The 26,642-nt window shown below is 73.2% G+C and carries 21 protein-coding genes; 11 read left to right on the forward strand and 10 right to left on the reverse strand.

Annotation, left to right across the window (positions count from 1 at the left end; translation table 11 throughout):
• Positions 1–44 precede the first annotated feature (44 nt).
• Positions 45–3,095: a hypothetical protein gene (locus FGE12_RS19810; RefSeq protein WP_153868084.1), complete on the reverse strand. Its 3,051-nt coding sequence runs from the start codon at positions 3,093–3,095 to the stop codon at positions 45–47.
• Positions 3,096–3,224: 129 nt separating this feature from the next.
• Positions 3,225–3,920: a hypothetical protein gene (locus FGE12_RS19815; protein WP_153868085.1), complete on the reverse strand. Its 696-nt coding sequence runs from the start codon at positions 3,918–3,920 to the stop codon at positions 3,225–3,227.
• Positions 3,921–4,047: 127 nt separating this feature from the next.
• Between FGE12_RS19815 and FGE12_RS19820 the strand changes: the two genes are divergently transcribed.
• The 6 genes from FGE12_RS19820 to FGE12_RS19845 all read left to right on the forward strand — a co-directional run bounded on the left by FGE12_RS19820 (position 4,048) and on the right by FGE12_RS19845 (position 7,792).
• On the forward strand, positions 4,048–4,545 hold the full coding sequence (locus tag FGE12_RS19820) for an SRPBCC family protein (protein WP_153868086.1): 498 nt from the start codon (positions 4,048–4,050) through the stop codon (positions 4,543–4,545).
• The gene (locus tag FGE12_RS19825) at positions 4,526–4,879 is read left to right on the forward strand and encodes a helix-turn-helix transcriptional regulator (protein WP_153868087.1); all 354 of its coding nucleotides are present in this window, start codon (positions 4,526–4,528) and stop codon (positions 4,877–4,879) included. The genes FGE12_RS19820 and FGE12_RS19825 overlap by 20 nt, the downstream gene beginning before the upstream one ends.
• A 224-nt stretch (positions 4,880–5,103) precedes the next feature.
• A complete protein-coding gene (locus FGE12_RS19830; RefSeq protein WP_153868088.1) occupies positions 5,104–6,300 on the forward strand; it encodes an acetyl-CoA C-acetyltransferase in 1,197 nt (398 codons plus the stop codon).
• A 75-nt stretch (positions 6,301–6,375) separates the two neighbouring features.
• Complete coding sequence (locus tag FGE12_RS19835) at positions 6,376–6,585, forward strand: hypothetical protein (protein ID WP_153868089.1); 210 nt, start codon at positions 6,376–6,378, stop codon at positions 6,583–6,585.
• 93 nt (positions 6,586–6,678) lie between these two features.
• A complete protein-coding gene (locus FGE12_RS19840; protein WP_153868090.1) occupies positions 6,679–6,876 on the forward strand; it encodes a hypothetical protein in 198 nt (65 codons plus the stop codon).
• 199 nt (positions 6,877–7,075) lie between these two features.
• On the forward strand, positions 7,076–7,792 hold the full coding sequence (locus tag FGE12_RS19845; protein WP_370459076.1) for a rhomboid family intramembrane serine protease: 717 nt from the start codon (positions 7,076–7,078) through the stop codon (positions 7,790–7,792).
• A gap of 13 nt (positions 7,793–7,805) precedes the next feature.
• Here the strand turns inward: FGE12_RS19845 and FGE12_RS19850 are convergent, their stop codons facing one another.
• Positions 7,806–8,207 carry a PilZ domain-containing protein gene (locus tag FGE12_RS19850; protein ID WP_194798087.1) on the reverse strand — a complete coding sequence of 134 codons (402 nt, stop codon included), beginning with the start codon at positions 8,205–8,207 and terminating at the stop codon, positions 7,806–7,808.
• A 130-nt stretch (positions 8,208–8,337) separates the two neighbouring features.
• A complete protein-coding gene (locus FGE12_RS19855) occupies positions 8,338–9,975 on the reverse strand; it encodes a sigma-54-dependent Fis family transcriptional regulator (protein ID WP_153868093.1) in 1,638 nt (545 codons plus the stop codon).
• A gap of 135 nt (positions 9,976–10,110) precedes the next feature.
• On the opposite strand from FGE12_RS19855, the gene FGE12_RS19860 reads away from it, so the two are divergent.
• Both FGE12_RS19860 and FGE12_RS19865 read left to right on the forward strand, forming a co-directional pair.
• Entirely contained in the window at positions 10,111–10,935 is an 825-nt protein-coding gene (locus FGE12_RS19860; RefSeq protein WP_153868094.1) for a dioxygenase, read from the forward strand.
• A gap of 61 nt (positions 10,936–10,996) precedes the next feature.
• Positions 10,997–11,680, forward strand: a complete 684-nt coding sequence (locus tag FGE12_RS19865; protein WP_153868095.1) for a YceI family protein — start codon at positions 10,997–10,999, stop codon at positions 11,678–11,680.
• A gap of 93 nt (positions 11,681–11,773) precedes the next feature.
• Here the strand turns inward: FGE12_RS19865 and FGE12_RS19870 are convergent, their stop codons facing one another.
• From FGE12_RS19870 to FGE12_RS19890, 5 genes are all read right to left on the reverse strand, one after another.
• The gene (locus FGE12_RS19870; protein ID WP_153868096.1) at positions 11,774–16,954 is read right to left on the reverse strand and encodes a hypothetical protein; all 5,181 of its coding nucleotides are present in this window, start codon (positions 16,952–16,954) and stop codon (positions 11,774–11,776) included.
• A 125-nt stretch (positions 16,955–17,079) separates the two neighbouring features.
• Entirely contained in the window at positions 17,080–18,345 is a 1,266-nt protein-coding gene (locus FGE12_RS19875) for a hypothetical protein (RefSeq protein ID WP_194798088.1), read from the reverse strand.
• 42 nt (positions 18,346–18,387) lie between these two features.
• Positions 18,388–19,650, reverse strand: a complete 1,263-nt coding sequence (locus FGE12_RS19880; RefSeq protein ID WP_370459077.1) for a threonine ammonia-lyase — start codon at positions 19,648–19,650, stop codon at positions 18,388–18,390.
• A gap of 75 nt (positions 19,651–19,725) precedes the next feature.
• Positions 19,726–20,238, reverse strand: coding sequence for a Crp/Fnr family transcriptional regulator (locus FGE12_RS19885; RefSeq protein WP_153868099.1), 513 nt, complete (start codon positions 20,236–20,238; stop codon positions 19,726–19,728).
• A 29-nt stretch (positions 20,239–20,267) separates the two neighbouring features.
• A complete protein-coding gene (locus FGE12_RS19890) occupies positions 20,268–21,497 on the reverse strand; it encodes a Glu/Leu/Phe/Val dehydrogenase (protein WP_153868100.1) in 1,230 nt (409 codons plus the stop codon).
• A 46-nt stretch (positions 21,498–21,543) separates the two neighbouring features.
• Between FGE12_RS19890 and FGE12_RS19895 the strand changes: the two genes are divergently transcribed.
• Positions 21,544–22,116 (forward strand): helix-turn-helix domain-containing protein, encoded by a 573-nt coding sequence (locus FGE12_RS19895; RefSeq protein ID WP_153868101.1) that lies wholly within the window; start codon positions 21,544–21,546, stop codon positions 22,114–22,116.
• A gap of 7 nt (positions 22,117–22,123) precedes the next feature.
• Here the strand turns inward: FGE12_RS19895 and FGE12_RS19900 are convergent, their stop codons facing one another.
• Complete coding sequence (locus FGE12_RS19900) at positions 22,124–24,583, reverse strand: DEAD/DEAH box helicase (protein WP_153868102.1); 2,460 nt, start codon at positions 24,581–24,583, stop codon at positions 22,124–22,126.
• Between the two features lie 68 nt (positions 24,584–24,651).
• Here FGE12_RS19900 and FGE12_RS19905 point away from each other — a divergent pair, with 68 nt between their 5' ends.
• Together FGE12_RS19905 and FGE12_RS19910 are read left to right on the forward strand one after the other, a co-directional pair.
• Positions 24,652–25,788, forward strand: coding sequence for an RNA polymerase sigma factor RpoD/SigA (locus FGE12_RS19905; RefSeq protein ID WP_153868103.1), 1,137 nt, complete (start codon positions 24,652–24,654; stop codon positions 25,786–25,788).
• A 94-nt stretch (positions 25,789–25,882) separates the two neighbouring features.
• A complete protein-coding gene (locus FGE12_RS19910; protein WP_153868104.1) occupies positions 25,883–26,641 on the forward strand; it encodes a DUF4159 domain-containing protein in 759 nt (252 codons plus the stop codon).
• Position 26,642: the final 1 nt, after the last annotated feature.

The raw sequence follows: 26,642 nt of genomic DNA on the forward strand, positions 1-26,642 counted from the left end.
CTCCCGGTGGAGGCTGGAGTTGGAAGAGGGGCGTCGCGTCGCGGTCACGGGCGGCCTCCCACGTGCGTGAGCACGGCGGCGAGGTCCGCGTCGTCGATGCCGTTCACCGTGCCCGTCAGGTCCATGTTCCAGTCGTAGTAGGGCTGGCTCGTGGTGGCGGGGCTGGTGCCGGTGCGGTTGGCGGCCGCGAGCACGTCGTTGAAGTCGATGACGAGGTTGCGGTCGAAGTCACCGTTGCCGTTCACGCCCTTCTCGGCGGTGGCGGACGGGTAGATCTCCCAGAGCCCGCGGCCGAAGGTGGCCACGCGCACGAAGGAGCCGGTCTTGCTGACCACGATGTCGCGCACCGAGACCATGGGCAGGCCCTGGCCGAAGCGCTCCCAGGTCTGGCCGCCGTCCGTGGTGCGGTACACGCCGAGCGCGTTGCCCACGTACAGGGTCTGGTTGCTCAGGTCGCTCGGGTCGTAGCGCACCACGTCGATGGGCAGGTTGGGCAGGTCGGAGGTGCCGTTGCCCTTGAGCGGCCGCCAGGTGGCGCCGCGGTTCTCGGTGATGAAGAGGCGGCCGAGCGCGTCCGGCACCGGGGCGCCGTCTGCCGTGGAGGGCGTCACGCTGGCCACCACGAACACGTCCCCGGGCTGCTTGCCGGCCACCGGGCCCGGCGGGAAGTCGATGCTCGAGGTGGAGGTCATCCGCTCGCTCGCGTCGACCGTGCCGTTGCCGTTGAGGTCCGCGCCCATGGGGTTGGTGCGCGTCCAGGTGCACTGGCTCGCCGGGGTGGTGAGGGTGCAGTTGCTCGTCACGCGGAAGCGGCCGCCGCTGAGCGCCACGCCGATGAGGCCGTCCTGCGTGGCCGCGACGCCGAGGTTGCGGTTCACCGCGCCGCCGGGGGCGCAGGCGCCCGCGGTGGTGGTGTCTGCCGGGTTGCCGAGCATCTCCCAGCTGCCCGCGCCCGCCGCGAAGGGGTCACCGCGGTAGCGCCACACGCCGAGGTCCGTCACGGTGTAGACGCCGGGGCCGGTGGCGGCCGTGGCCGCGCGCGCCGGCTGCAGGCGGGTGATGAACTGGTTCGCCACGTTGTCGCCCGGGCAGATGAGCGACGGGTAGTCGTCCGTGGGCCCGTAGTAGTACCAGTTCTCGCCGCGGTTGCAGTCCGAGTGGTCCGGGTCACAGACCGTGGAGCTCGTGTAGTAGAGCGAGCCCCAGTACACGCTGTCGCCCGGGGTCTCGGCCACCGCCGCGCCGAAGCCGTCGCCGCCGACGACCTGGTTGAAGGTCGTGGGCTGGCTCGCGCTGTCGCGGAAGCGGGTGCCGTTGTCCTGCAGGCCGCCGAACACCACCGCCTGGGTGCCCATCGCGGTGTCGCCGGTGCCCAGGTTGTAGAAGAGGTGGCTGACGATGCCGCGGTTGGGGAAGTCCCAGGTGACCGTGGTGTCGTCGATGGGGCCCGGGGTGAAGGCGTCGCGCGAGACGAAGAGGCCGCCGTCCGTGCCGGCGATCACCATCGTGACCGGCGTGCCGAACACGTTCTTGCTGGTCGCGATGCGGATGGTGTGCCAGTCCGCGTGCACGTAGGCGAGCCGGCCCTCGGCCGTGGTGCCGCCCGCGCCCGCGGGCAGCCAGTGCGAGATGTTCTCCCAGACGGGGCTCGCGGCCAGGCCGTCCAGCGTGCGGATGCTGCAGTAGTTGCCGCCCATCACCACGCGCTTGTCGTCGCGCGGGTCCACGGCGATCGCCTGGTTGTACCAGGCCTGGCCGTGCTGCACGTCCTGGGTGTCGCAGTAGTTGCTGCCCCAGGGGGTGACGAGGGTGGGGTTGCGCAGGGTGCCCCACGCGCTCACCCAGGTCTGGCCGCCGTCCGTCGAGCGCCAGATGTCCACGCCCGCGTCGCCCGGCAGGCTCGCCACCTGCGCGTAGAGCACGGTGGTGGCGGGGTCCGCCTTCGCGCTGCCCGCGGCCACGTCGATGCGGCCCGCGCCGCCCGTCACGGCGGGCACGCCGCCCGCCACGTTGCTGCGCGAGGTGAAGCTCGCGCCCGCGTCCGTGGAGAGCCAGATGTCACCGACGCCGGTGCCCAGGTCCACGCCGCTCACCACCCAGCGCGAGACGCCGCCCACCTGGCCCGTGTACGCGACCGACCAGACCTCCTCGGCGCTGGGGCTCGCGTTGGGCAGGTCCACCAGCGCCCAGGTGGCGCCGGCGTCCGTGGAGCGGAAGAGGCCGATGTCCGTGCCCGCCAGCACCAGGTTGGAGTTGGCCGGGTCCACCGCCAGGGAGCGGAAGCGCGCCGCATCCACCGGGATGGGGGTGGTGTAGCCCAGGGTGCCGGCCGGGTACTGACCGCTCACCTGCACCGGCGCGGACCAGGTGGAGCCGCCGTTGGTGGTCTTGATGACCTGGCCGCCCGCGGTGTCGAACGCGTCACCGAGGCCGAGGAAGAGCACCTGCGGATTCGCGTGGTCCATGGCCAGCGCGCCGATCGCCAGGTTCCCGATGCCCTCGGTCACCGGGTACCAGGTGGGGTTCTTCGCGCCGAAGTTGAAGGTCTTCCAGAGGCCGCCGCCCGAGGTGGCCGAGTAGACGATGTCCGGGTTGGTGGGGTCCACCTCGATGCCGGTGGGCCGGCCCGAGTCGACCTGGAGGTACTCCACGCCGTTGGACTCGTAGTTCGCATCGGTGGGGCCCAGGTTGACCCACGCCTTGCCGGGGCCGGCGAGCGCGCCCGCCACGGGCTCGGCCACGCCGTTGCGCTGGCGCAGCGCCGCGGGCAGCGTGCTCTTCCAGCGCAGCGCCTCCTGGGCGGCGGTGCGCACCAGCTGCTGGCGCAGCGGCGCGGTCTGCTCGCCGTAGTAGTTGCGCATCGCCATCTGGCGCATGCGCGCGTCGTCCCACTCGCCCTTCTCGCTCTCCCCGGTCTCGCCGCGGATCGCCTCCAGGCGCAGCTTGGCCAGGTTGGGCTTGAGGCGGAAGGGCATCTCCGCATCGCCCGTCTTCTCGAAGTCCGTGGGCTGCGCCCGCACCGCGGGGTTGCGCCACTGGTTGTACGCAGCCACTCCACCTGCGCCTGCTGCCGTCACGCTGACGCCGGCGATCAAGCCGACGAGTACTCGCTTCTGCCCTGGCAAGTTGGACCCCCTACAGGTTCAATTTCACAGCTCTGCAGTTCTGCGGGGCCGGGACTGTAGTGGGGTGATCGTTGGTCGTGCAAATGCCCCCCGGGAGGGTCATTTTTGCCCTGGTCCCGCGAGCGTCTTGATTTGCTTCGTGACCTCCTGCTGGTGCGCCGCGCACAGGTGCGTGCCGCGCGCGTCCATCTCGCGCACGTCCTCGACGGGGGCGAGCACGCACTCGCGCGTGCCACAGGGCGCGCTCACCCCGAGCAGCTGGGCGACGGCAGCGGTGAGCTGGAACTCGAGGCGCGCGGTGGCGCGGGCGCGCGCGGCGGCATCCACCGGCGCGCCCGGTTGGGTGGGCTGACCCGCGGGGTCGCGCAGCCGCGAGAGCGAGACCACGGCGCGCGAGGTCTCGGCGTCGTGCGCGGAGAACACGTGCTCGCGCTGCTGGGTGCGCAGGTCCTCCTCCACCACATACACGTCGCCCGGGGCGCCGGTGCTGGTGGAGAACAGCTTCTCCGCGCTCGCCTGCGTGGCGCCGCCCTTGGGGCGCGCCGCGGGGGCGAGCAGGCGCCGCGACCCCACCCGCACGCGCAGGCCGGGGAAGTGCTGCTGCACGGCGGGCGCGGCCGCCGTCAGCTCCGGCAGCTCGGACATGGACATCGGCACCAGTGCCACCTCGGTGAGCTTCGCCGCGTGCTCCCGCTCGCGCTCTTCGGCCTCCTCCTCCTCGCGCTCGGAGGCGCGCTTGCAAGCGGTGAGGTCGAGGCAGAGCAGCAGGAGCAGGGCGAGGGGACGAAGGGTCATGGCGGGCGCCACCCTAGCGCGCCCGCGGCGCGGCGTTGGAGCCCGTGCGCGTGCCCGAGGGCTGGGATGCAACCCGGAGGTTGCATGTTCACTGCGCCCGGGTTATTGGGCAACCCGGAGGTTGCACATGAGCCCGTCGAACGCAGTGAGCCCGTCGAGCACGGATCGCATCGAGCAGCGCATCGAGCTGAAGGCCACCCCGGCGCGCGTGTGGCGCGCCCTCACGGACCACCGGGAGTTCGGCGAGTGGTTCCGGGTGAAGCTGGAGGCGCCCTTCGTCCCCGGCCAGCGCACGCGCGGCCACATCACCCACCCGGGCTACGAGCACCTGGTGATGGAGGTGCAGGTGCAGCGCATGGAGCCCGAGCGGCTCTTCTCCTTCACCTGGCACCCGTACGCGGTGGACCCCAAGGTGGACTACTCGAAGGAGCCGCCCACGCTGGTGGAGTTCACGCTCGAGCCGCGCACTTCCTCCGTGCTGCTCACGGTGACCGAGTCCGGCTTCGACCGGTTGCCCCCGGGCCGCCGCGACGAGGCCTTCCGCATGAACGCGGGCGGCTGGGCGCAGCAGGTGCGCAACGTCCAGGCGCACGTGGAGTCCGCCCATGTCGGCGCGAAGCCGTAGCGGCGAGCTGCTCGCGCGCCGCCTGCGCGCGCACGCTCCGGTGTTCGCCGCGCTGGGGGACGAGACGCGGCTCGCGCTGGTGGGCAAGCTGAGCGCGGGCCCGTCGCTCTCCATCTCCCAGCTCGCGGCCGGCGCGGCCGTCACCCGCCAGGCCATCACCAAGCACCTGCGGGTGCTGGAGGAGGTGGGCCTGGTGGAGGCCGCGCGCCACGGACGCGAGAGCCTCTACGCGCTGCGCCCGGAGGCGCTCGCCGGCGCGCGCCGCTCGCTCGACGCGCTCTCGCAGCAGTGGGCGGACGCGCTGGGGCGGCTCAAGGCCTTCGTCGAGGACTAGCGCGCACCTTCCGTGCGTGCGCGCCCAGCCGGCTCGTGCTGCCGGCGGCGCGCCCGCGCGGGGGAGTCCGCGGGAGGCCTGCGCGAATCAGCCTGCAATCTCCGCAGGTTGAGCCCCCTCGTCCGGATGCCGGACGAACGCCTCCTTTCGCGCGTGCACTGCCGGGCATCTCCCGCTAGGAAAAGGGGCCCTTTTCCACCCCTCTGCGGAGGCCCGGCCGAGCCATGAAGAGCGCGTCGCGAAGCGAAGAGATCTACTTCCTGTCGGGCAAGCGCACGCCCTTCGGCACCTACGGTGGCGCGCTCAAGGACCTGAGCGCCACGGAGCTCGCGGTGGAGAGCGCCCGCGCGGCGCTGGCCCAGGCGAAGGTGGCGCCCGAGGACGTGCAGCACGTGGTCTACGGCAACGTGGTGCAGACGAGCGCGGACGCCATCTACCTGCCGCGCCACGTGGGGCTCAAGGTCGGCGTGCCGGTGCCCGTGCCGGCGCTCGGCGTGAACCGCTTGTGCGGCTCCGGCTTCCAGGCCTTCGTCACCGCCGCCGAGCAGATGATCACCGGCCAGGCCGAGTGCGTGCTCGCCGGCGGCACCGAGAGCATGAGCCAGGCGCCCCACGTCATCCGCGGCGCGCGCTTCGGCCTCCCGCTGGGCAAGGGCGGCATGGAGGACATGCTCTGGAGCGCCCTCACGGACAGCTACACCGGCCAGGCCATGGCGCTCACCGCCGAGCAGCTCGCGGTGGACTACGCCCTCTCGCAGGACGCAGTGGACGAGTACGCGGTGCTCAGCCAGCGGCGCTTCGCCGCGGCGCAGGAGGCGGGCCGGCTCGCGCAGGAGCTCTCCCCGCTCACGCTCAAGGGCAAGAAGGGCGACACCGTGGTCTCCCGCGACGAGCACAACCGCCCGGACACCACCGTGGAGGGGCTCAAGAAGCTGCCCAAGGTGTTCAAGAAGGACGGCGTGGTGCACGCGGGCGCGGCCAGCGGCATCTGCGACGGCGCGGGCTCCATGGTCATGGCCACCCGCAGCTTCGCCGAGAAGCGTGGACTGCAGCCGCTCGGGCGGCTCGTCAACTGGGGCATCAGCGGGTGCGATCCACGCGTGATGGGCATCGGCCCCGCGCCCGCCATCCGCCAGCTGCTCGAGCGCGCCGGGTGCAAGCTCTCGGACGTGGAGCTCTTCGAGGTGAACGAGGCCTTCGCGCCCCAGTACCTCGCGGTGGAGAAGGAGCTGGGCCTGCCGCGCGAGCACACCAACGTGAACGGCGGCGCCATCGCCGTGGGCCACCCGCTGGGCGCGAGCGGCGCGCGCATCACCATGACGCTGCTCTACGAGCTCAAGCGCCGCGGCGCCCGCTATGGTATCGGTTCGGCCTGCATCGGCGGCGGCCAGGGCATCGCGGTGCTCGTCGAAGCACTCTGAAGTGCCCTCTGAGGGTCCTCCGGGGTCCTCTGGACGCTCCCCCAAACTTTTCTGATTTCCGAGCAGGTGCTTGAGATGAGCAACGAGGTGGATGGGAAGTCGGCCCGCGAGCGGGCCAAGGAGATCGCCGAGCAGCGCCGCGCCGAGCGCCGCAACCGCAAGCGCAAGTGCGTGCTGTGCGGGGTGGAGGAGAGCGACAAGGCGCCGCTGGGTCCGCACCCCGAGGGGCTGGGCCCCTCGTGCAAGGACGAGGTCGCCTGCCAGGCCCGCAAGGCCGGCCGCTAGGCCCACCCCCGGGCGGTTTTTGCACCCAGTTCCTTGCCGCTCGCGGGAAGGCACGGTAAACGTCCGGAATCACGGGTTACATCGAGGGTCGGAATGGGTGGACCAGTCTTCTCGGGCATCAAGGTGTTCAGCACCACGCTGGCGCGTGACCGCGAGAACATGGGTGAGAACATCACCAAGTGGATCAAGGACAACCCGAACGTCGAGATCGTCGACAAGATCGTCACGCAGTCCTCCGACAAGGAGTTCCACTGCCTGACCATCACGTTGTTCTACCGCCAGCGCAGCTAGCGCTGGCCTCTGGCCGCAGGCCCCAGGGCGTCCTCCGCACGGTGCGGGGGGCGCCCTTCGTGCGTCCGGTGACGAGCGCCCCGGGAACACGGGCCGCGCGAAGTGGTTGCACCCAGGCGTCGGGTCCACCACCTTGGGGGGACCCCCGGGGGCTGTGGCACCCGTGAAGCGGGCGAGAGGACGTACACGGATGCGACCGATGCGCGGCGGAGGATTCGGAGGCTTCGGCGGAGGAGTGGGCCTGGACACCATGGCGGCCAAGCTCGCGGTGGGCCTGGTGGTGGGCTCGGTGCTCGTGGCGCTCACCCACGGCGCCGCGGGCGACCTGCTCATCCTGCGCCCGGCGTCCTTCCTCTACGGCCTGCGGCTCTGGCAGCCCCTCACCTACGCCTTCGTGGAGACCAGCCCGCTCGGCGTCATCTTCGGCGTGCTCATCACCTGGAGCATCGGCGGCGCGCTGGAGATGAGCCTGGGCTCGCGGCGACTCTTCATCCTGGCGGTGGGCTGCACGGCCCTCGCGGGCCTGCTGACCGTGGCCGTGGCGCTGCTCTTCACGCCGCTGCTCGGCGTGCCCTTCCCGGGTGGCACGGTGATGACCTCCGTGCTCTGGGTGGGCTACGGCCTGTACATCGGGCGCGGGCAGGCGAACTTCTGGGGCCTGCCGATGACCGGCAATGGGCTCGCCGCCGTGGGTGTGGGCTTCGTGGTGCTCAACGCCGCGTTCAGCAGCATCTGGCTCGTGCTCCCGGACCTCTTCGGCATGGCGCTCGCGTTCCTCTACGTGCGCGGCGGCAGCCCGCGCACGCTCTGGCTGCGCTTCAACCACAAGCGCCTGCAGCGCCGGCTCACCGGGCGGCCCAAGCACCTGCGGGTGGTGAACCGCAACAAGCCGGACCGCGACCAGTACCTGAACTAGCCCGGGCCCGGGCTCACGCCACCGCGGCGAGCCGCTCGGCGATGAACGCCCCGAGATGGGCGCGGTCCTGCTCGGCCATCTGCTCCTCGGCGAAGGCCACGCCCAGGCCCTGCGCGTGGCCGCGTGGGTCGGTGTCCACGCGCGCCACGCTGCCCACCAGGGTGAGGTAGCGCGGCCCGTCCTGCGAGGGCAGGGCGAGCGCCGCGCGCACCGGGGTGCCCTCGCGCGCCGGCTCGTGCGTGCGCAGGTAGAGCCCGCCCAGCGAGAGGTCCGCCACCGGGTCGCGGATGAAGCGGGTGCCGATGCGGCAGTGCGCGGTGAGGTTCACGCTCACCCGCGGGGTGCGCCGCTTGTCGGCGCCGCGCAGGCTGCTGCTGGAGGTACTGCGGGGCTTCTCGCCCGGGTCCTGGTTCACGGCTGCTCTTGTCCTGCGCGGGCTGAGAGGTTCGGAGGAGAGGGGAGTCAATCCGCGACGCGCCGCATCTGAGGGTCGGTTCAGGTTCGACGCAAGTTCTGGTGCGTCATCTCTTCCAGCGCATCGCGCGCTACGCGTCCTGCGCCTGCCCGTAGGCCTTGAGCTTGCGGTAGAGCGTCGCGGGACCGATGCCCAGCTGCGCGGCGGTGTGCGCGCGGTTGCCCTCGTTCTGCGCGAGCACCGCGAGGATGTACGCGCGCTCCATGTCCTCGAGCCGCTGCGGCGCGCCCTCGCCGGGCAGGAGGCTCGGGGGCGCGGCGCGCACCTCTTCCGGCAGGTCCTCGGGCTCCACGCGCGTGCCCTCGCACAGGGCCACCGCGCGCTCGAGCGCGTTCTGCAGCTCGCGCACGTTGCCCGGCCACGCGTAGCGCAGCAGCTGGTCCGCGGCCGCCGGCGTGAGCCCCGTCACGCGCCGGCCCAGCCGCTCGCTCGCGTCCGCGAGCAGCAGGCGCGCGAGCGGCAGCAGGTCCTCGCGCCGCTCGCGCAGCGGCGGGACCTTCAGCTCGATGACGCGCAGCCGGTAGTAGAGGTCCTGGCGGAAGCGCCCCGCGGCCACCTCATCCAGGAGGTTGCGGTGGGTGGCGGCGAGGATGCGCACGTCCACCTTGCGGCTCTGGTTCTCGCCCACGCGCCGCACCTCGCGCTCCTGCAGCGTGCGCAGGAGCTTCGCCTGCATCGCGAGCGGCACCTCGCCCACCTCGTCGAGGAAGAGGGTGCCGCCGTGGGCCGCCTCGAAGAGGCCGGGCCGGTCGTGCGTGGCGCCGGTGAAGGCGCCCTTCGCGTGGCCGAACAGCTCGCTCTCCAGCAGGCTCTCGGTGACGGCGGCGCAGTTGACGGCCACGAAGGCGCGCGCGCTGCGCGACGACTCGTCGTGGATGAGCCGCGCGATGCGCTCCTTGCCGCTGCCGCTCTCTCCGGTGACGAGCACCGTGGAGTCCACCCGGGCCGAGCGCCGCGCGAGCCCCAGCACCTGCTGCATGCGCTCGGTGCGCGCCACCATCCCCGCCGGGTCCTCCTTCACGCCGGACACGCGCGCGAGCGCCTGGCGCTTCACCCTCAAGCGTCGCTCGGCGTCCTTCAGCGCCTCCGTCACGCTGGCCAGCTGCGTCTCCATGCACTGCGTCTCGTAGAAGCGCAGCTGGTCGGCGAGCTCTTTCGGCCACTCCTCCTGCGGCAGCCCCAGCACGCGGCAGTGCGCGTCCCCCTTCCCCACGCAGTGCGTCTCCAGGCAGTAGATGGGCCGGCCGTTGCAGAAGCTCATGTAGCCGGAGGCGAAGCCGGTGAGGCTCCAGCACACCGGCTCCTCGGCGCGCCCCAGGTGCAGCAGGTGCTGCTCGGCCTCGTACGAGTCGTGCCACAGCGCCTCGGCGAAGGGCTCCGGGCCGTCCTCGGGCCCGCGCGGCACCCGCTCCAGCTGCACCTGGCCCATCAGCGTGTGCAGCCGCCCGCCCGCCGTGCGCCACTCGCGCTCGCTCTCCCAGGGGAAGGCGTCCTTCAGCGCCTCCGCGGTGCGCCAGCCGTGCGCGTAGCCCAGGCGGGTGAGGGTGCCGCGCGCAGGCGTCAGGCCCACCAGGCCGATCAGCTCCTTGCGCAGGAGCCCCAGCGCCACCGGGTCCATCAGGAGCACCCGCTGCCCCGCGAGGCTCATCCGTCCCCCGGCCGGGTTCACCTCCAGCAGCTCGCGCAGGTCCAGGTCCAGCCGCTTCATCCGCCGCCACCTCTCGCTCAAAGTGAGCGATCCTTCTATCAATGTGAGAGTCGCCTTGCCACGGCGGCGAGCTCGAAGCCAGTGTTTACAGTGGGTTGGAGTGTGGCCCGGAGGTTGCTCTAGGAAGCGCCCACGATGGCGACGACGCGAGCAGCGGAGCGGGGAGCGGGGCAGGGCGCGGTGGCGCCGGCGCTCTTCGTCTCCCACGGCGCGCCCACGGCGGCGCTCGCGCACGACGCGTACACCGATGCCCTGGGGGCGTTCGGTCGCCAGGCTGGCAGCCCCACGGCGCTCCTGGTGGTGAGTGGGCACTGGGAGGTCTCGGGCCCGCTGCGCCTCACCGCCACCGAGGCCCCGCGCCTCATCTACGACTTCGGCGGCTTCCCGGACGCGCTCTACCGCGTGCGCTACCCCTGCCCGGGCGCGCCTGCGCTCGCCGAGGCGGCCGCGGCGCTGCTGCGCGCGGGCGGGCTCGCCGCGGAGCTGGAGCCCTCGCGCGGGCTGGACCACGGCGTCTGGGTGCCGCTGCTGCACGTGTTCCCCGAGGCCCAGGTGCCCGTGGTGCAGCTGAGCCTGCCGCGCGGCGCGGGCCCGGGCGAGGTGCGCCGCATGGGCGAGGCGCTCGCGCCCCTGCGCCGTCAGGGCGTGCTCCTGGTGGGCAGCGGCGGCCTGGTGCACAACCTGCGGCGCATCGACTTCTCGGGGCCGGACGCCCCGCCCATGCCCTGGGCGCAGGCCTTCGACAGCTGGATGGCCGAGCGCATCGCCGCGCAGGACCTCGAGGCCCTGGACGACTGGGAGCAGGCGCCCGGCGCCGCGCTCGCCCACCCGAGCCCCGAGCACCTGCTGCCGCTCTTCTTCACCCTCGGGGCCGCGCTCCCCGGAGACCACCCGCGCCCGGTGTACGAAGGCATCCAGTACGGAAGTCTTTCCTTGCGCAGCTTCGCGCTGGACCACTGAATTCCGGCGCCCTCACCGCAGTCCCTTTCCCCGCAGCTCAGTTCAACCCCTGGAGAACGACATGAAGCTCAACCTCAAGTCCGCCGCCCTCGTCCTCGCGCTCGCCCCCGGCTTTGCGATGGCCGCGACCACCACCTGGAAGATCGACTCCACCCACTCCAGCTCCAACTTCACCGTGAAGCACCTCGTGGTCTCCGAGGTGAATGGTCAGTTCGGCAAGACCGAGGGCACCATCACCCTCGATGACAAGGACCCGAGCAAGTCCTCCATCGAGGCCACCATCGACGCGACCAGCATCGACACCCGCGAGCCCAAGCGCGACGCGCACCTGAAGAGCCCGGACTTCTTCGACGTCGCGAAGTACCCGACCATCACCTTCAAGTCGACGAAGGTGGCCAAGGCCGGCAAGGACAAGTTCAAGGTGACGGGCGACCTCACCATGCACGGCGTCACCAAGCCGGTGGTGCTCGACGTGACCGCCCCCGCGCAGACCGTGAAGGATCCGTGGAACAACGTGAAGCGCGGCGCGAAGGCCGTCACCACGCTGAGCCGCCACGCCTTCGACCTGAAGTGGGACAACAAGATGCAGGACGGCAGCGCCGTCGTGGGTGACGAGGTCACCGTGACGCTGAACCTCGAGCTCACCCAGCAGCAGCCCGAGGCCGCCGACGCCGCCAAGGCCACCGACACCACCAAGGGCACTGCGAAGCCGGCCACCCCGGCGCCCGCGACGCCCGCGAAGTAGTGCCGGTACGGGCGCGCGCAACGGCGCCCGGGAAGCGAAGAGGGGGCCCTCGCCTGGTGCGAGCGGCCCCCTCGTCGTGTCTGCAGCGCGGCTTCAGCCTTCAGCGACCGCGTGCACGCTCGAGCGGTAGATGAAGATGCGCGCGGTGTTGGTGCGGTTGTCCGCCGGGGTGATGAAGAAGCCGTTGCCCGCGGTCTTGTGGTCCGTGGAGAAGCCGGCCACCTGGCGCCCGTCGGTGAAGGTGACGCGCACCTTCTGCCCCGCGGCGGCCGGCTGGCGGCTGCCCGTGGGCAGCATGAAGAAGATGGCCTTCATGCGGCGCGTGGGGATGCGCTCCGGAGTGAAGCCCGTCTGCTGCTCGAGCGCCACCACCTCGTCGAGCAGGTCCACGTCGCGGATGGTGCCGCGCTTCACCTGGCCCTCCACCGTGTGGACGATGACCCGGTGCTCGCCCTCGACGAAGGAGAGCGGGGTGAGCGCGTCGGGCATGCCCAGCACGGCGTCCGGGACGTCGAAGAGCGGCACCTCGTCCTCGAGCTCGGGGCTGTAGGGCGCCGAGGAGAGGCCCAGCGAGGCCACGGCCTCCGGGGACACCTGCGCAGCCGTGCTCGCGGGCGAGGAGAGGGCCGCGGCCTGCAGCGCCGCGGTCGCCTGCGGCAGCACGCTCGTGGAGACCCAGGCCGCTGCGGGCGCCTGCTCGGCGACCGCGACGGGGGCAGGGACGGGCTCGGGCGCGGCAGGCTCTTCGACGGCCGCTTCCACGGCCTCTTCGACCAGCTCGATCTCCTCGAGCTCCGGCTCCAGCACCGGCTCCTCGACGGCCGGCGCACTCTCGGCCTGCACCGCGGGAGCAGGCTCTGCGTCCCAGCCGCCCGCGGGCGGGGCTCCCCAGGCCGGGGCAGCCGGCTCGGCGCTGCTCCAGTCCGTGGACACCTCGACGGGCGCGACCTCTGCGCTCTCGGGCGCGGCCGCGCTCCAGCCGCCCGCGTCGTACGCCGGCTGCTCTTCGACCGGCGCGCTCCACTCGGGCGTGGCCAGCTCGGGCTGCTGCGGCGCGGCCCAACCCTCGGCGGCCGGAGCCTCGGTGGCCAGGTCGGGCTGCGCAGCCGCCTCGCTCCAGCCCTCGGTGCTCACCTCGGCCTGGACCGGTGCGGCGCTCCACTCCGCGGCGGCGTCCGGCGGGACGGGTGCGGCGCTCCACGCCTCCGCGCTCGCCTCGGTCTGCGCGGGCGCAGCATTCCACTCGGAGGGGCCTGCCTCGGGCGCGGCGCTCCACTCCGGGGCAGCGGCCTGCACCGGCGCGTCACTCCACTCCTGGGCAACCGGCTCGGACCCGGCAGCGGCGTCGCTCCACTGCGCGGCGACCTCCTCCACCTGCGCAGGGGCGTCGCTCCACTGCTGCGCGTCCGGCTGCGCAGGGGCGGCACTCCACTCCTGAGCGACCGGCTCGGCCTCGACAGGCGCCTCGCTCCACTGCTCGGCGACCGGCTCGGCCTGCGCGGGCGCCTCGCTCCACTGCTCGGCAGCGGCCTCGGGCTGCGCCGGCGTCTCGCTCCACCCCTCGGCACCCTGCGTGGGCACGGAGCCCCACTGCTCGGCCTCGGGCTGGGCGGGCGCTGCACTCCAGCTCTCGCTGCCCAGCTCGGGCTGCGCGGGCGCGGCGCTCCACTCGGACGTGCCGGCCTCGGCCGGTGCGTCCGTAGACGGGCTCTCCCACGCGGCGGCAGCGGCAGGCTCCAGTGCGGAAGGCGCCTGCTCGGCAGCGACGGGCTCCTCCTCGAGCGGAACGGCGTCCTCGATGACCTCCGCCTCCATCACCTCGAGCATCGGGAGGGCGTCGGCGTCGGCCTCCGCCGTCGCGGTGGCGGGAGCCTCGGCGACTGCGGCGGCAGCGGACTCCTCGGGCTGCAGCGCGCCCCACTCGGGCGTCGGCGCCGCGGACCAGTGGCCCTCGGCCAGCGGCACCTCGGCCGGTGCGGACTCCGCCTCGGCGCTCCAGTCAGGCGTGGGCTCGTGGGCCCAGCCCTGCTGCACGGGGGCCTCGGCGAGCGGCTCGGCCGCGGCCTGCGCTGCAGGCGCGTCGCTCCACTCCTCGGCCACGTCGACGGACAGCGCGTCCTGCGCCTCGGGCGCAGGGGACGCCCACTCGGAGGAGACCTCCACGGCCTCCGGGATGGCCTCGGCTGCGGGCGCCTCGGGCGCGAGCGCCGGCTGCTCTGCCGCGGGCGCGTCGCTCCAGATGGACTCGACGGGCGGCACGAAGCTCGCGAGCTCGCCGGACTGCACGTCGCCCTCGGCAAAGGCCGGGGCCGCGGACGGTGCCTCGGGCGAAGCCGCCTCGGCAGAGGCCACGTCGCCGTAGCCCACGAACTCGCCCGCAGTGGCCAGGGGGACTGAATCCTCGGGCTGGCCACTGAGGTCGAAGGTCTCCTCGTTCGCAGGCACGCCGAGCGCTTCGGGCGGCGCCTCGCTGCCCGCGGGCGTCGCCGCCTGCGCCTGCAGCTCGGCGGGCGCGACGGCGCGCAGGGGACGCAGCTCGAGCGCGGACACGGCACTCGCGAGCGCCTCGGGCGGCGCCTCGACGACCTCGAAGGCGGACTCGCTGCTCGGTGCAGCGGGCGCCTCGTCGATGCTCAGCTCCGCGTCCGACAGCTCGAGGCTCGGCGCGCGCGCCGGCGTGGTGAGCGCGACGGGCTCCTCCTCGGTGAGCTCGAACCCGTCCTCCGGAGCCGCGAACGCGGACTGCGCCGGCGCGGCCTCGGCCGCAGGGGCGCTCGCGTCGGTGAGCTCCACGTCCTCGGTGAGCGCAGGTTCCGGCGCGGCCGCGAGCTCGAGGTCACCCTCCACGGGCGCCACGGTGCTCGCCGCGTCGAGCGGCACCTCCGCGGTCTCATCGAGCTCGATGGGCTCGGCGGGCAGCTCCTGAGCAGCCTCCTCGACGGAGATGGCGTCGAGGCCTGGCGCGGTCACCGCCTCGGCGCTCACCGGAGCGGAGGGCGCTGCTTCGGCCACGTCCTCGGCCTGCAGCGGCGACGCTGCGGTGAGCTCGGGCGCGAGCGGCTCCGCGTCCCACTGCGTGGCCTGCGTGAACTGCTCCGCGGTCAGATCCGACGCGGGCTCGTCGGAGAGAGGCAGGGCGTCGTGCGACGCAGAGAGCTCTGCGGGCGTCGCGTGCTCCGTGCCCGACACCTCGTCGGCCAGCGGCGCTGCGCTCGCAGTCATCCACTGCTGCTCCGGCGCGGCTGCCGGGAACGCCTCCGCGGCCTCCCAGCTCTGCAGCGGTGCGGACTCCGCGCTCGGTGCGGCGACGGTCTCGATTCCGGGCGCTGCGGCCTCCCAGCCCTGGGCAGCGACTGCCTCGGCCTCGGGCACCGCCTCGAGCTCGGGGGCTGCGGCCTCCCAGCTCTGAGCGGGCGCGGCTTCGACTTCAGGAGCGGCGGTCTCCCAGCTCTGCGCAGGAGCAGTCTCCACTTCGGGCGCAGCGGCCTCCCAGCGCTGAGCCGGCGTCGCCTCCGCCTCGGGCGCAGCGGCTTCCCAACTCTGAGCAGGCGTCGCCTCGGCCTCGGGCGCAGCGGCTTCCCAACGCTGCTCCGGCACGGCCTCGACTTCCGTTGCCGCGGCCTCGAGCTCGGGCTCCGCGGCCTGCCATGCGTCGGCGGCAACGGCCTCGGCGGGCTCCGAGAGCTGCGCGGCCTCGAGCTCGGCGCTGGGCGCCCCGTCCTGCACGGACGCCCAATCCTGTGCGGGCGCAGCCTCGACTTCGGCTGCATCCGAGGCGGACTCGAGCGAGCGGGTCGCCGCGAGTGCCTCCGTCGCAGGCTCCCAGCCCTGCTCGGCCACGGGCTCGGAAGCGCCTTCGTCGCTCGATGCCTCCCAGCCCTGGGCCACGGGCTCGGCGCCCGGAAGCGGAAGGGCCTCGGCCGCAGTCACCTCGGTCGCGGGCTCCCAGGCCTGCGCACTCAGGGGCTCAGCGTGCGCCTCTGCCTCCGCGAGCATCGAAGGCGCAGCGGACTCCTCACTCGTCGTCTCCCCGAGCGGAGCGGCTTCGGCGGGCACGTCGGTCTGCGCAGCCGCCGCGCTCTCCCAACCCTCGGTGGCCTCGGAGGAAACGGGCTCGGCAACGTCCAGCGCCTCGGCAGGGGCCTCGTCGGTGACGGGGACTGCGGGCGCTGCGTCCCACGCGTCAGGCGCCACGGGCTCGGACGCGCCCGGTGCGTCCGGCGCCGGGAGGGCAGGATCCTGCTGAGCTGCGAGGAGGTCCGCGTGGCCGGCCTCGGGAGCCGCGAGCTCCGCCATCGGCTCGGAGGCCTCGGCGAGCGCGGCCGGCTCGGCCTGCATCTCGACGAAAGAGCTGTCGGCGCCGGAGGTCTCCACGGGCTGCACGTCGCCCTCGGCCACCTCGTAGACGTCCTCGATCGGCAGCTCGACGAGAGGCAGCTCGGGCGCCGCGGCCGGAGCCTCGGGCGCGCGCTCGGCCGTCAGCGGCTGGGGCTCGGCGTAGGTCGGGAGCTCGAAGTCCTCGGCGCCTGCGTGGGCGGCGTCGGCCTCGTGCGCATAGGCCTGCTGCGCTGCGGGGTCCGCGCCGTAGCCGAGCTGCTGCTGCTGCTGCGCGTACGCGGCGTAGGCCGCAGGGTCCGCGGGGTAGGGCGCTGCGTAGCCCTGCGCGTAGCCCGGGTGCTGCTGCTGCGCATAGGCGGCGTTGGGATCGTACGGGTACTGGGCCGGGGCGTAGCCGTAGGCCGTGGGATCGTAGCCCTGCGCGGGGTAGGGCTGCGCGTAGGCCTGCTGGCCGTACTGCGCGGCGTAGGCGGCGTAGGCGTTCGGATCGTAGGCGGCGGCGTTGGGGTCGTAGGCGGCCGCGTTGGGATCGTAGGCGGCGGGATCGTAGCCCTGGGCGTTCGGGTCGTAGCTGCCGGCGGCGGCGTAGGCGGCGTGGGGATCCTGGGCGTAGTGCTGCTGCTGCTGCTGCTGCTGCGCGTAGACCTGCTGGGCGTAGACCTGCTGGGCGTAGGCCGCGGCGTGCGGATCATGCGCGGGGGCGTAGGCGCCGGGCGGGTAGGCCGCGGGGTACGCGTACCATTGCCCGTCCTGGCCCCAGTAGCCCTGGGGATAGGCGGCGTAGGGATTCGCTGCGGCGGCCTGCGGTGCCTCGGGAGCGCCGAGCTGCGCGCGCAGCTCGTGCCAGCGCGTCTCCTCCGTCGGAGACAGGCTCCCCAGCTTCCGCTTCTCGTCGAGGAAGCGAAACTCTCTCATCACGGCACGCGTGTCGGACATCCGTCACCTTGCTGCGGCCGGGGCAGAAGCAGCCTCCAGTCGCAGCGCAAATTTAAGAAGCGCGAGTGTAGGGGAGTCCTCGGCAGGAATAAACTTCGCGCCGCAGTCCCGCGCTCGCTCGCTCGTCACCTTCGCGAGAGGACGGACTTCAGCTCCTCGTCGAGCGACGCCACGCTGCGTCCGTAACGGGCCTGTAGCACCGCATCGAAGGGGCGACCTTCTCCCACCTCGCGCACCAATGTGAGCAGCCGCGCGGGGCCCTCCTGGCGCAGCAGCTCGCGCACGGCGAGCGCGGAGAGGGCGTAGGCGAGGCCCGGGTCCCCCTGCGCGATCAGCGCTCCGTGGGCCATGGCCCCGATCGAGGGCAGGGTGCCCGCGCGCGCGGCGGCGGCGAGCCGCGCGGCGAGTGGGCGCGGCGGCGCATCGCTGCCCAGGTAGCGCCACTCCACGTACTCGGCGAGCCCCTCGTTGAGCCAGGTGGGCAGCGCACCGGCGCCTCCGCCGAGCTCGTCGAGCGCGGAGTGCACGTACTCGTGCACCAGGGTCGCGCGGGTGTCGGCCGTGAGCTCGCCTGCGTCGCCCAGCGCCTGGTTGATGCGGATGGCGCCGCCGGCATACAGCCCTGCGATGCTGCGCGCCGCCTGCGGGCCGTGGGCGCGTGCGAACTGCTCGCGGGTGAGGAAGAGCACGTCCACCGGCGCCTCGCGCGCGCGGCCCAGGAGGCTGCGGGTGTGCGCGTACGCCTCCTCGAGCGCCGCGACGCAGCGCCCCTCGTAGTCGGCGCGCTGGCCGAAGTCGCGGGTGCGGTCGAGGTAGCGCACCACGAAGCGGCCGGACTCGCGCACGTGCAGGCCCTCGGGTGCCGCAGTCGAGGCCTCCACGCCCTCGGCCTCTGCGGCCTGCGCCGCGGCGAGCAGGGCGCTCGCGCGCGCAGCCTCGGGGCTGCCCGCCGGCACCTGCAGGAGCGCAGCGCGGGCGCCCGCCGCGTCTCCCTCGCTCTGCAGCAGCTCCCCCAGCGCGAGCGCGAAGCCGCCGTCCCCCGGGTGGCGCCGCATCCCCTCGCGCAGGGCGGACTCGGCCGCGGCCCGTTGCTCGGTGGCGAGCGCCGCGCGCGCGAGGCAGCGCAGCGCCGCGGCCGTGGGCTCGAAGCGCGCGGCGCGCTCGCCCAGCGCGGAGGCCAGCACCGCATCGTTGCGCAGCTCCGCCGCGCAGCCGCGCGCGAGCGCCCGTGAGAGGGCAGTGCGCTCGCTCGGCGCATAGCGCTCCGGGCTCACGGCCGCGTACGCGAGGTAGAGCGCGTCCCAGCGCCCCGAGCGGGCGAGCGCCTCGGCGCGCGCGGGCGCGGGGGGCGGCGTGGCCGCGAGCAGCAGGGAGAGCAGGAGCGGGAGCACGCGCGCCAGTATGGCTCAGCGCAGGGCTCCGGCGCCTTCGCCCTAGCCCTCCTCTGTCACCCGCCAGCCGCGCTGCGCGAGCGTGCTCTTGAGCTCCTCGATGTGCGGCCGGCCGCGCGTCTCGAGCGTGGCCTCCACCTCGGCCTCGCCGAGGCCCACCTTGGTGGAGGAGCGGCTGTGGTGGATCTCCATCACGTTCGCCCCCAGCTCGGCGATGGCGCCGGTGAGCTTGGCGAGGTTGCCCGGGCGGTCCGGAACGCGCACCACCAGGCGCACCTTGCGCCCGTCCTTGAGCAGGCCGCGCTCGATGATGCGGCTGAGCAGGTTCACGTCGATGTTGCCGCCGGAGAGCACCAGCGCGGTGCGCTTGCCGCGCGCCTGGGGCACCTTGCCGTGGATGAGCGCCGCGAGCCCCGCCGCGCCCGCGCCCTCCACCACGCTCTTCTCGCGCTCGAGCAGCAGGAGGATGGCGTTGGAGAGCTCCTCCTCGTCCACGGTGACCACGTCGTCCACGTAGCGGCGCACCAGCTCGAAGGTGCGCTCGCCCGGGCGCTTCACCGCGATGCCGTCCGCGATGGTGCTGCTCGCCGGCACGGTGACGAGGCTCTTCGCGTCCCACGAGGCCTTCATGCTGGGCAGCGCTGCCGTCTGCACGCCCACCACCTGGATGGCCGGGTTCGTCTCCTTCAGCGCGCAGGCGATGCCGGAGATGAGCCCGCCGCCGCCGATGGGCACCACCACCAGCTCCAGGCCCGGCACCTGCTCGAGCAGCTCGAGGCCGACGGTGCCCTGGCCCGCGATGATCAGGTCGTCGTCGAAGGGGTGCACGAAGACGCGGCCCTCGGCGCGCTGCAGCCGCAGCGCCTCGGCGTAGGCCTCGTCGAAGTTCGCCCCGTGCAGCACCACGCGCGCGCCGTACTCGCGCGTGCGCGTCACCTTGATGAGCGGCGTCTGCTCCGGCATCACGATGGTGGCGCCGATGCCCAGGCGCCCGGAGTGGTACGCCACCCCTTGCGCGTGGTTGCCGGCGCTCGCCGCGATGACGCCGCGCGCGCGCTCCTCCGCGCTCAGCGTGAGCAGCTTGTTGAGCGCGCCGCGCTCCTTGAAGGCGCCCGTGCGGTGCAGGTTCTCGAGCTTGCAGTACAGCTCGCCTGCGTCGGTGAGGTCCGAGAACTGGTCGGAGCGGGGGCAGGGCGTGCGCGGCACCGCGCCCGAGATGCGCTCCTGGGCGGTGCGGATGTCGTGGAGGGTCACCATGGTGGCGGCCGATGCCTTAACGGAAGTGCGGCCGGCGGGAAAGCCCACAGCACCCGGCCCACCCCCTGCCGGCCCGGCTGCCCCGGGCTGACCCGGCGCGTCATCGCGCGCAGGTCATCGCACCTAGAACGACCAGTCGCTGAGCACCTTCTGGAAGGCGCTGAGCTCCTCGCGGCGCGCGCCCTGGCCCTCCACCAGCTTCTCGTTCATCTGCAGGAGCCGCCGGCTCATCACGCGCGCCAGGTTGAGCACCAGCTTGAGCGCGGGCACCTCGTCGCGCGCGAGCAGGGGCGCGAAGCGTGCCGTGGGCAGGCGCAGCAGGCGCACCTCGCCCAGGGCGCGCGCGGTGGCGCTGCGGCGCGCGCTGCCGCCCAGAAGGCTCATCTCCCCGAGCACCTGCCCGGGCCCCACCCGCGCGAGCGGCAGCTGCGCGCCCGCGGCGTCCTTCTTGAGGATCTCCAGCTCACCCGAGAGCACGAGGTAGAGCGCGTCGCCGCTCGCCCCCTCCTCGAAGAGCGCGCGGCCGCGGGCCACCTCGGCCTCCTCGGCGATGGCGAGCAGCTGCTCCACCTGCGCAGGGCTCAGCCCCTCGAAGAGGGCGCTGCCCTGCACCTGCTGCGCGAGCGTGGCGTTCATGCGGAAGGCTCCAGGGGAAGAGGGGGCTCTCAGATGCCGCGCAGGACGGTGGCCTTGCCCACGCGCCCGATGGCGAGGATGAAGGCGGCGGTGCGCAGGGTGACCTTGCGCGAGCGGGAGATCTGCGCCACGCGCTCGTAGGACTCCTTCATGGTGCGCTCGAGCTCCGCGTTCACGCGCTCCTCGTCCCACGACAGGTGCTGCAGGTTCTGCACCCACTCGAAGTAGCTCACCGTCACCCCGCCCGCGTTGGCCAGGATGTCGGGCACCACCAGCACGCCGCGCCGCTCGAGGATCTCGTCGGCCTCCGGGTGGGTGGGGCCGTTCGCGCCCTCGACGATGAGCCGCGCGCGCACCGCCGCGGCGTTCTCGCGGGTGATGACGTTGCCCAGCGCCGCGGGGACGAGCACCTCGCAGTCCGCCGTGAGCACCTCGTCGCTCGTGCAGGCCTGGCCTCCGGCGAAGCCCTTCACCGTGCCGGTGCGCTTCACGTGCTCGAAGAGGCTGGGCACGTCCAGGCCCTGGGGGTTCTTCACCCCGCCCAGCGCATCGCCCACTGCGACGATGAGGCCGCCGTCCTCCCAGAGGAGGCGCGCGGTGTGGCTGCCCACGTTGCCGAAGCCCTGCAGCGCGAAGCGGGTGCCCTTGAGCGGCAGGCCCAGGTCGCGCATCACCTCGCGGCAGATGTAGAGCAGGCCGCGGCCGGTGGCCGCCTCGCGCCCCTTGGAGCCATAGAGGTCCAGCGGCTTGCCGGTGACCACCGCGGGCGAGTGGCCGTGGAACTTCGAGTACTGATCGAAGATCCACGCCATCACCTGCGGGTTGGTGTTCATGTCCGGCGCGGGGATGTCGCGCGTGGGCCCGATGACGTCCTGGATCTGGTCCACGAACTTGCGCGTGAGCCGCTCCAGCTCGCGCAGGCTCATGCGGCTGGGGTCGCAGGTGATGCCGCCCTTGGCGCCGCCGTAGGGCAGGTTCACCACCGCCGTCTTCCACGTCATCAGGGACGCCATGCTCTCCACCTCCGCGGCGTCCAGCTGCGGGTGGAAGCGCAGGCCGCCCTTCATGGGGCCGCGGCTGTTGTCGTGCTGGATGCGGTAGCCGATGAAGGTGCCGATCTCCCCGGAGTCCAGCTCGATGGAGACCTGCACCTTCACCTCGCGCAGGGGCGTGGCGAGCAGCGTCTCGATGCGCTCGCCCACGTCCATGATCCGGGCGGCCTTGCGGAAGTAGTAGTTGGTTGCCTCGGCGGCGTGCATGGTCCGGGGACCTTAACAGAAGGGCTGCGCTACATTGGCCCGCGCGATGCGCCCCACGCCCCCTGCCGGCCCCGAGCCCCGCCATGCCCCCAGGGCAGGCGGCCGTCCTGCCGCCCCCGCAGGGCCCGCCGCGCGCGAAGGCCTCGCGCGCCGCATCCGCACCCTGCGCGAGCGGCGCGGGCTCACCCAGGAGGACTTCGCCCGGGCCTGCGGCATCTCGGTGAGCTTCGCGAGCCAGCTCGAGCGCGGCGAGCGCAGTCCCAGCTACGACACGCTGCTGCAGGTGGCGAGCGCCCTCGGGCTGCCGCTCGCGGAGCTCTTCCTGGAGGCTGCAGGGGCGCCCCCGGACGCGCAGGACGCGGCGCGCGCCGCCGCCGAGTCGCGGCTGCTCGCCTTCGTGAGGACGCGCGCGCTCGGCGCCGCGGACCTGGAGCGCCTGCTCGCGCTGGCCGAGCTGCTCTTCGCGCCCGCAGCAGCGGGCGGGGCAGGGGAGGACCCGGCGCGGGCCGCCGCGCGCTGCACCGAGGACGGCTGCAGCCGGGCGGTGCTCGCGCGGGCGCTGTGCGCCGCGCACTACCATCGGGCCCGGCGCGCCTCGCAGCGCGCGCCGCGCCCGTAGCGCTTCGCTAGCGGCGCTTCGCGCGCTCGATCTTCAGCGTGCGCTCGCCGTGGCTCTTGCCGTGCAGCGCCTCGAAGCCCGCGGCGTCCTCCTCGGCCACGAAGACGTACGCGTAGGTGGGGCGCAGCTCCAGGCGCTGCACCTTGCCCGCGGGCGCGCCCAGGGTCTCGAGCGCCTGGGTGAGGCTGCCCTCGTCCAGGCCGTCCTGGCGGCCGAGGCCCACCCACAGGCGCACCTGGCCCGGCTGCTCCGGAGTGGCCTCGGCGCGGGGAGCGTCGCTGCGGGGGCCGCGCTCGCGGCCTCCGCGCTCCTCGCGCGGCGGGCGCGGGCGGTGCCGCTCCACCTTGAGGGGCTTGCTCCCGTGCAGCTTGCCGGTGACCGCCTCGAAGCTCCCCGCGTCCGCGTCCGCCACGTAGGCGTAGCCGTACGCGGGGCGCAGCAGGCTCTTCTGCACCTGGCCCGCGGGGGCGCCGGCCGCCTCGAGCGCCTTCACGAAGGAGGCCTCGTCGAGGCCGTCGTCGGTGCCCAGGTTCACCCAGAGCTTCGCCTGGCCGGCTTCCGCCTCGGGCGAGCGGGGCGGACGCGAGGGGTCGCGCTCGCCGCGCGGCCGGCTCTTCTCCACCTTCAGCGTCTTGGTGCCGTGCGTCTTGCCGCTGAGCGCCTCGAAGGCGGCCGAGTCGGCCTCGGCGACGAACACGTACGCGAAGGTGGGGCGCAGCTCGGCGCGCAGCACCTTGTCCACCGGGGCGCCCGCGGTCTCGAGCGCCGTCGCGATGCTGCCGGGCCCGAGGCCATCCGCCGTGCCCAGGTTCACCCAGAGCTTCGCCTCGCCGGGGGCGGCGTCCAGCGCGCTGGGGCCTGCGCCGCGGCGGGGCTCGTCGCGGCGCGGGCGGCGCTCGCGCTCACCCATCTCCGCGCGGGGCGCGCGAGGCGCCTCGCTGCTGCGCTCGGAGCGCTCGCCGCGCTCACTGCGGGGACCGCGCTCGCGCTCACCGCGCTCGCCGCGGCCGGGGCGCTCGCGCTCCTTGCGGCCCTCGCTGCGCACGAAGCCGGGCTCCGGCGCCGGGCGGCCCTCGGCCTCGGCGGCCGCCTTGGCCTTCTCCATGCGCGTGTGGCTGAAGAAGTACTTGAGCAGGAAGGCCACCAGGTCGTCCGCGTCGGGCCGGGTCTTGAGCTGGGAGGCGAGCGGGAAGTAGCCCTCGCTCACGGCGCCGCCGGCCGCCTCGCGGATCTCACGGATGTGACGCTCGCTCCACATGCGCATCGCCTCCTCGGGGGCCGGCATGGTGCGCTGCTCGAACTTGATGCCGAACTTCTTCTCCAGCGTGGTGTAGGTCGCCAGCTCCCGGCCGCTGTACAGGTTGATCGCGGTGCCCTTGTTGCCGATGCGCCCCGTGCGCCCCACGCGGTGCAGGTAGACGGCCGCGTCCTCGGGCAGCGAGTAGTTGATGACGTACTCGAGGCCGCTGATGTCGATGCCGCGCGCCGCGATGTCCGTGGCCACCATGAAGGCGACCTCGCCGCGCTTCATCTTGGCCATCACCCGCTCGCGCTCCTTCTGCGGCAGGTCGCCGTTGAGCAGCTCCGCGTCGAAGCCGTTGCGGTTGAGCACCGCGGTCACCAGCGCCGTGTCGTCGCGGGTGTTGCAGAAGATGATGGCGTTCTGCGGCTCCTCGCTCTCCAGCACGTAGATGAGGTTGCGCGGCTTGGGGAAGGCCTCGCTGATGTTGTAGCGGATGTGGTGGATGTGCTCGACGGTGAAGACGTCACCGGAGAGCAGCAGCGTCTCCGCATCCGTGGTGTAGCGCGCGATGAGGCGCTGGATGTCGTTGGGCACCGTGGCGCTGAACAGCAGCACCTGCCGGTCCTTCGGGCAGCGGTCGAGGATGCGCGTGACCTCCTCGTAGAAGCCCTGGTTGAGCATCTCGTCGGCCTCGTCCAGCACCGCGAAGCGGCAGCCGTCCAGCTTCAGGTTGCCGCGCCCGATGTGGTCGAACACGCGGCCCGGGGTGCCCACGATGATCTGCGTGCCCTCCTCGAGCGCGTCCTCCTGCTGCTTCATGGAGGCGCCGCCGTAGATGGCCGCCACCTTCACGCCCTTGTACTTCCCGAGCCGCGTGAGCTCCTCGGCCACCTGCATGGCCAGCTCGCGGGTGGGGCAGAGGATGAGCGCGCGCACGCCCCGGTCCTCGGCGGAGATCTTCTCGAGCAGCGGCAGGCCGAACGCGGCCGTCTTGCCGGTGCCCGTCTTGCTGCGCACGATGAGATCCCTCCCCGCCATCACGGGGCCGAAGGCCTTGGACTGCACGGGGGTGGGGTTCGTGTAGCCGGCCTCGGCGATCGCGCGCCGCAGGGGCTCGGAGAGGTTCATCTCCTCGAAGGAGATGTCCGCGATGTACTCGGCGGGGCGGGTGGAGGGCGCGCCGTCGGCGCCCTCGCCAGGGGTCGGATCTTGAATGTCGCTCATCAGGCAGGGGCATAGCCTCCGCGCTACCCTCTGGCAACAACGGCAACACTTTGCGCTAAGGAACCCGCATGGCGATTGGAGGGAAGAGAACCAAAACCCCGACTTCCCAGGCCCCTTCCAAGGCCCCCAGAAAGCGCGCGCCGCGGGCGAAGAAGGCCCCTGCCGCCGAGCGGGAGCGGGCCGCCGCGGCAGACGCGGACGAGACCGGCGAGGAGACCGGGGCGGCGCTGGACCCGGAGGCGCTGGAGCCCGCGCCCGAGGAGCTGGAGGAGACCGAGGCCGAGCTGGAGGGCGACCTGAGCATCCCCCCGGTGACGGCGCTGGCCCGGGCGCCGGAGGCGGGGCTCACCCGCAAGGACCCGCTGCAGGCGTACATGGCGGAGGTGACGCGCCACCCGCTGCTCAGCCGCGACGAGGAGCTGCGGCTCGCGCGGCACCTGCGCGCGACGGGGGACGTGCAGGCGGCCTACCGGCTGGTGGCCTCGAACCTGCGCCTGGTGGTGAAGCTCGCCCACGAGTACCACCGCAACCCGCTCTCGCTCCTGGACCTCATCCAGGAGGGAAACATCGGGCTGATGCAGGCGGTGAAGAAGTACGACCCGGAGCGCGGCGTGAAGCTCTCGAGCTACGCCGCGTGGTGGATCCGCGCGTACATCCTCCGCTACATCATGGACAACTGGAAGATGGTGAAGCTGGGCACCACCGAGGCCCAGCGGAAGCTCTTCTTCAAGCTGCGCCAGGAGCAGGAGAAGCTCTTGCGCGAGGGCTTCGAAGCGAGCCCCAAGCTGCTCGCGGAGCGCCTCAGCGTGAGCGAGCAGGACGTGGTGGAGATGGACCAGCGCCTGGGCAACGACGAGCTCAGCCTGGATGCGCCCCTGGGCGACGACGCGAAGGGCACCCGCGCGGACCGCCTCCTGCCCTCCAGCGCCCAGCCCGCGGACGAGCGCCTCGGCGGCGAGGAGCTCAAGGCGCTGTTTCGCGAGAAGCTCGCCGCCTTCGCCCAGACGCTCGAGGGCAAGGAGCGCTTCATCTTCGAGAAGCGCCTCACCGCGGACGAGCCCCTCACGCTGCAGGACATCGGGGACAAGTACGGGGTGAGCCGCGAGCGGGCCCGGCAGATCGAGGCCGCGCTCATCGGGCGCATGCGCGAGTACATGCGCGAGCAGATCCCGGACTTCGACCTCGTGGCCGAGCCCAAGGGCTAGGGGAGCGCCGCGGTGTCCGGCGGTGGCCAGGCGGCGCGGGGCCCCCGGAGAACTCGGGGAATGCAGCCGCGCGCGGACGGTATATAGACCCCGCATGAGCGCGCGGCCCCTCTCCCGCAGACACCTGCTCCTCGGCTCCGCCGCGCTCGCGGCGCTCGCGCCCCTGCGCGCCCGCGCCTTCGGGGACGCGAGCCGCTTCATCCCCGCCGTCGCGCAGCACGGCGGGCGCTGGGACACGCGGCTCTCCGGCCTGCGCCGCCTCGCCTGGGAGCTGCAGCGGCGCACCTCGGTGGAGGTGGTGACGGACGCGCGCCCCTTCGCGCTCTCCAGCCCCAAGCTCTTCGAGTACCCCTTCCTCTACTTCGGAGGGGAGGGGGGCTTTCCGCCGCTCTCGGGCGCGGAGGTGGAGAACCTGCGCCGCTACCTCACCTTCGGCGGCTTCATGCTCGCGGACGCGAACGACGGCAGCGACGGGGACGGCTTCGACGCGTCCTTCCGCCGCGAGATGGCCCGGGTGCTCCCGCAGAGCCCGCTCGCCGCGCTTCCGGGCGAGCACGTGGTCTTCAAGTCCTTCTTCCTCCTGGACGCCGCTCCCGGGCGGCTCCTGCACAAGCCGCAGCTGGAGGCGGCGCAGCTGGGCAAGCGCGCCGCCGTCCTCTACTCGCAGAACGACCTCGCGGGCGCGTGGAGCCGCAGCGAGGGCGGCGACTACGAGTTCGACGTGAGCCCCGGCGGCGAGCCGCAGCGCGAGCTCGCCTTCCGCGTCGGCGTGAACATCTGCATGTACGCGCTCTGCCTCGACTACAAGGACGACGCGGTCCACCTGCCCCTCATCCTCAACAAGCGCCGCTAGC

Source organism: Aggregicoccus sp. 17bor-14, assembly GCF_009659535.1.
Classification (GTDB): Bacteria; Myxococcota; Myxococcia; order Myxococcales; family Myxococcaceae; genus Aggregicoccus.

Coding starts and splice junctions, on each gene's coding strand:
- FGE12_RS19895 (WP_153868101.1), top strand. CDS start 21,544: ATGCGCCCCACGCCCCCTGCCGGCCCCGAGCCCCGCCATGCCCCCAGG.
- FGE12_RS19910 (WP_153868104.1), top strand. CDS start 25,883: ATGAGCGCGCGGCCCCTCTCCCGCAGACACCTGCTCCTCGGCTCCGCC.
- FGE12_RS19905 (WP_153868103.1), top strand. CDS start 24,652: ATGGCGATTGGAGGGAAGAGAACCAAAACCCCGACTTCCCAGGCCCCT.
- FGE12_RS19840 (WP_153868090.1), top strand. CDS start 6,679: ATGGGTGGACCAGTCTTCTCGGGCATCAAGGTGTTCAGCACCACGCTG.
- FGE12_RS19835 (WP_153868089.1), top strand. CDS start 6,376: ATGAGCAACGAGGTGGATGGGAAGTCGGCCCGCGAGCGGGCCAAGGAG.
- FGE12_RS19870 (WP_153868096.1), bottom strand. CDS start 16,954: ATGTCCGACACGCGTGCCGTGATGAGAGAGTTTCGCTTCCTCGACGAG.
- FGE12_RS19845 (WP_370459076.1), top strand. CDS start 7,076: ATGCGCGGCGGAGGATTCGGAGGCTTCGGCGGAGGAGTGGGCCTGGAC.
- FGE12_RS19855 (WP_153868093.1), bottom strand. CDS start 9,975: ATGAAGCGGCTGGACCTGGACCTGCGCGAGCTGCTGGAGGTGAACCCG.
- FGE12_RS19885 (WP_153868099.1), bottom strand. CDS start 20,238: ATGAACGCCACGCTCGCGCAGCAGGTGCAGGGCAGCGCCCTCTTCGAG.
- FGE12_RS19830 (WP_153868088.1), top strand. CDS start 5,104: ATGAAGAGCGCGTCGCGAAGCGAAGAGATCTACTTCCTGTCGGGCAAG.
- FGE12_RS19860 (WP_153868094.1), top strand. CDS start 10,111: ATGGCGACGACGCGAGCAGCGGAGCGGGGAGCGGGGCAGGGCGCGGTG.
- FGE12_RS19815 (WP_153868085.1), bottom strand. CDS start 3,920: ATGACCCTTCGTCCCCTCGCCCTGCTCCTGCTGCTCTGCCTCGACCTC.
- FGE12_RS19900 (WP_153868102.1), bottom strand. CDS start 24,583: ATGAGCGACATTCAAGATCCGACCCCTGGCGAGGGCGCCGACGGCGCG.
- FGE12_RS19890 (WP_153868100.1), bottom strand. CDS start 21,497: ATGCACGCCGCCGAGGCAACCAACTACTACTTCCGCAAGGCCGCCCGG.
- FGE12_RS19865 (WP_153868095.1), top strand. CDS start 10,997: ATGAAGCTCAACCTCAAGTCCGCCGCCCTCGTCCTCGCGCTCGCCCCC.
- FGE12_RS19825 (WP_153868087.1), top strand. CDS start 4,526: ATGTCGGCGCGAAGCCGTAGCGGCGAGCTGCTCGCGCGCCGCCTGCGC.
- FGE12_RS19820 (WP_153868086.1), top strand. CDS start 4,048: ATGAGCCCGTCGAACGCAGTGAGCCCGTCGAGCACGGATCGCATCGAG.